The organism is Microcystis sp. M20BS1 (assembly GCF_020245305.1).
Classification (GTDB): domain Bacteria; phylum Cyanobacteriota; class Cyanobacteriia; order Cyanobacteriales; family Microcystaceae; genus Microcystis; species Microcystis ichthyoblabe_A.
In genome coordinates this window covers 1-3,169 of record NZ_JADBUZ010000076.1, presented here as the reverse complement: position 1 = coordinate 3,169, position 3,169 = coordinate 1, and the positions used below count along the sequence as shown (strand labels likewise).

Here is a 3,169-nt window from a genome sequence, read left to right as displayed (position 1 = left end):
ATCCTGCTTGGTTAGAAGAAACGGCCAAACAACTGCGACAAAGACAGACAGATGTATTGGATTGGGGAACCAACAGAGACAAAAATTATTATTATTAGTTGTAAATTTCATTATGACTAGGCTCAATGTAATCGCTGTTATCTTGTTGATTAAACTTTAAAATTGTCATTGCTGGAACGCCAAGGGCGATCGCTTACAATAGGGGGAAAACTTTTAGAAAGCAACCTTTATTACTATTCTTACTCATGCCCACTCTATCAAGCTTCTATGGAATAAAAATCACCATGAACTATAACGATCACAATCCGCCTCATATCCATGCCGAGTATCAAGATTATGAAGCGGTTATAATGATTCACACAGGTGAAGTTTGTGGTCAAATGCCTAAAAGAGGACTAAATTTAATATGGGAGTGGCTTGATCTACACCAATCTGAACTATTGGAGAACTGGGAAAATGCGCGTCAAAGAAAACCTCTTAACAGAATCGATCCCCTTCCCTAAAAAGGAGCTATTTCTTCATGTTATCTGTGTGGAATATCTGGATAAGTATCAATTAAAGCTAACCTTTAATAATGGAATAGAAGGGATTGTAGATTTAGAACAAGAATTGTATGGGGAAATCTTTGAACCCTTAAAAGATAAAAGTTTATTTCAAAAAGTATATGTAAATAGTCGGACAATAGAATGGCCAAACGGAGCAGACTTTGCCCCTGAATTTTTATTTGAAATTGCTCTCGACAAGCAACCGGTTAGTATGGTCGGTGATCCTGTAGGGTACGCTAATGAAATGTAACGTACCAAATTGTTTTCTTAACAATAATTAAGTAGTCATGCAAAATTAATTACCCAAATAAAAAATTAAGAAGTATAATACATAAAAAAACGAAGCAGCAGGAAAATACAATGAGATTGATTAGAGACCTAAACCCCGAGAGCCAGAAAATGCTAGAGAGAATTTATCGAGCTAGTAAACATCATCAAGTAAGAGAGCGAGCGAAATGTATACTCTTAAGTTTTCAGGGAACCACGATAGAAGAATTGAGCGGAATATTTGGAGTTACGAGAAAGACCATCTATAATTGGTTGACGGCCTGGGAAGATAGAAAACTAATTGGTTTTTATAATCGTCGAGGAAGAGGGAGAAAACCTAAATTGACAGAAGCACAAGGTCAACAAGTTATTGACTGGGTAAAAGAAGAACCGAAAAGCTTAAAAAAAATCCAGATAAAAATTGTAGAAGAATGGAAATTAACCGTAAGCAAAGACACGATAAAAAGACTCATAAAAAAAATCAACATGAGGTGGAAAAGGGTGAGAAGAGGGGTCGCCAAAACCCCTGATGAGTGGGAGCTTGAGGTCAAACTACCTATTTTAGAAGAACTAAAAAAACAGGAAAAAAGAGGAGAGATTGAGATAGGATATTTGGATGAAATGGGATGGGATTCAAAGCCTTGTATTCCTTACGCTTGGCAAGAAGAAAAAACCACGATAAAGTTACCACCAATTGAAGGTAAAAGACTAAATATTTTAGGAATAATGAAACGAGATAATCAATTATTTTATGAGACACAGGTCGGAACGGTTACTAGCGAGATAGTTATTAATTTTCTGGATAAATATTGCCAAAATATACAGAAAAAAACTGTCATAATAATTGACCAAGCTTCCATTCATACCAGCGAGGCATTTATGGAGAAACTTGAGGAATGGGAAAAGAAAAATTTGAAAATATTTTGGTTGCCCACTTATTCACCTCATTTAAATTTAATTGAAATATTATGGAGATTTTTAAAATATGAATGGATTGAATTTAGCGCCTATAAAGACCGAAAGAGCCTCCTCGCTTACGTTAAAAAAGTGCTGGACAATTTTGGAGGCGAGTATGTAATTAATTTTGCCTAGGTACTTATCTGATTTGCGATTATTTTGGACTTTAGTGCGATCAGGTTTTCTTCTCATGGTGTGATCGCTTTTTGATCAGGAGGGGCGATCGCTAATTGCCGTCTTGACTTAAAAAATAGTTACTTAACGCGCTTTTTTGCTTTTAATCATAAGGAAAATAATTGGGTGCAGACGATTCCTGAAACGGGTTGGAACACGATTCTTCGACTTTATGGCCTGCTTGAGCCTTGGTTTGATAAGACTTGGCGACCAGGGGAAATTGAGTTAAAGTAATCCTATTGAGAATCTGGCTGGATCGCCGATCTGTTGCTTGGGTTGAGGTGATGAAGTTCGGCGATCGAACTTTGTCAGAGAGAATGATTGCAGTAACTCGACAATTAGGTTATTATTTCTCGTAGCTGCTTTGCGTTCCTTAAGCCAACCCAAAAGATCGGCGATCTCACTTTATGTTCACTACTTCCACTCTTAAATTCACTACTAAGCTCATATTTGGATTGATCTTTATCTTAATTGCTTCACCCAGTTTTGCTGGTCTGAGGCAAACAAGTAAAGATGGTAACTTAACTATTCAAACTGGGGATCATTGCTCTACTAAACAACCATCAGGAAGTTATAAATTCAAAAATGGTAGAGCTGGAACTCTTACTCCTATTGATTGTGATTTAGCAGGAGGAGATTATTTTTACGATAAATTTATAGACACTAAAGGGAAAGAACGATGCTATGGTCGTCTGAGTACATTTTGGGGATATAAAACCATAACCATTTGGGAATTTCAAGGTGCTGTATCAGGTTATCGTTGCTCACAAGTTGGAAGTAAAATTGAGATTGAAATGAATAACGGACAATAAATCCAGGGCGATCGCTGTCATCTTGTTGATTAAACGTTAAAATTACCATTGCTTGGGATAGGAACGCAAAGGGCGATCGTTTTTTGATGATGGGGAGGGGCGATCGCTTTTTGGGGAGGAGAAGGGGCGATCGTTTTTTGATGATGGGGAGGGGCGATCGTTTTTTGAGAAGGAGCGGCGATCATTTTTGGGAGGAGCGCAATCACCGATCTTGTAATGCGATCGTTTTTTGATGATGGGGAGGGGCGATCGTTTTTTTTTGGGAGGAGAAGGGGCGATCGCCTGCCCTGAGATTAATCTCTCAACAAAGCTCGAAAACCAGCTTGCTGAAAATGAATATCCGTTGTTAATGCTTCCGTTATTCTACGCTCTTCCATTACAATAAAAGAAATACAGTCAACAATTCCCCAATTT

5 protein-coding genes and 2 pseudogenes are annotated in these 3,169 nt (G+C 37.7%); 6 read left to right on the top strand and 1 reads right to left on the bottom strand.

The window, feature by feature from the left end:
• The 6 genes and pseudogenes from IM507_RS07950 to IM507_RS07930 form a co-directional block, all read left to right on the top strand.
• Positions 1–65, top strand: a pseudogene (locus IM507_RS07950) (DUF29 domain-containing protein); the annotation flags it as partial.
• Positions 66–245: 180 nt separating this feature from the next.
• Complete coding sequence (locus IM507_RS07945) at positions 246–503, top strand: DUF4160 domain-containing protein (protein WP_002792623.1); 258 nt, start codon at positions 246–248, stop codon at positions 501–503.
• Complete coding sequence (locus IM507_RS07940; RefSeq protein WP_002737024.1) at positions 457–795, top strand: DUF2442 domain-containing protein; 339 nt, start codon at positions 457–459, stop codon at positions 793–795. The genes IM507_RS07945 and IM507_RS07940 overlap by 47 nt, the downstream gene beginning before the upstream one ends.
• 110 nt (positions 796–905) lie before the next feature.
• Complete coding sequence (locus tag IM507_RS07935; protein WP_052275630.1) at positions 906–1,904, top strand: IS630-like element ISMae24 family transposase; 999 nt, start codon at positions 906–908, stop codon at positions 1,902–1,904.
• A gap of 150 nt (positions 1,905–2,054) precedes the next feature.
• Positions 2,055–2,177 (top strand): annotated as a pseudogene (locus tag IM507_RS23665) (DUF1214 domain-containing protein); the annotation flags it as partial.
• Between the two features lie 173 nt (positions 2,178–2,350).
• Positions 2,351–2,755 (top strand): hypothetical protein, encoded by a 405-nt coding sequence (locus IM507_RS07930; RefSeq protein ID WP_148045310.1) that lies wholly within the window; start codon positions 2,351–2,353, stop codon positions 2,753–2,755.
• Between the two features lie 29 nt (positions 2,756–2,784).
• On the opposite strand, the gene IM507_RS07925 is transcribed toward IM507_RS07930, so the two are convergent.
• Positions 2,785–2,961 (bottom strand): hypothetical protein, encoded by a 177-nt coding sequence (locus IM507_RS07925; protein ID WP_287636860.1) that lies wholly within the window; start codon positions 2,959–2,961, stop codon positions 2,785–2,787.
• Between the last annotated feature and the right edge of the window lie 208 nt (positions 2,962–3,169).

What these genes read in the sequence shown, in the direction of transcription:
- IM507_RS07945 (WP_002792623.1), top strand. Translation starts at nt 246, where the DNA reads ATGCCCACTCTATCAAGCTTCTATGGAATAAAAATCACCATGAACTAT.
- IM507_RS07940 (WP_002737024.1), top strand. Translation starts at nt 457, where the DNA reads ATGCGCGTCAAAGAAAACCTCTTAACAGAATCGATCCCCTTCCCTAAA.
- IM507_RS07935 (WP_052275630.1), top strand. Translation starts at nt 906, where the DNA reads ATGAGATTGATTAGAGACCTAAACCCCGAGAGCCAGAAAATGCTAGAG.
- IM507_RS07930 (WP_148045310.1), top strand. Translation starts at nt 2,351, where the DNA reads ATGTTCACTACTTCCACTCTTAAATTCACTACTAAGCTCATATTTGGA.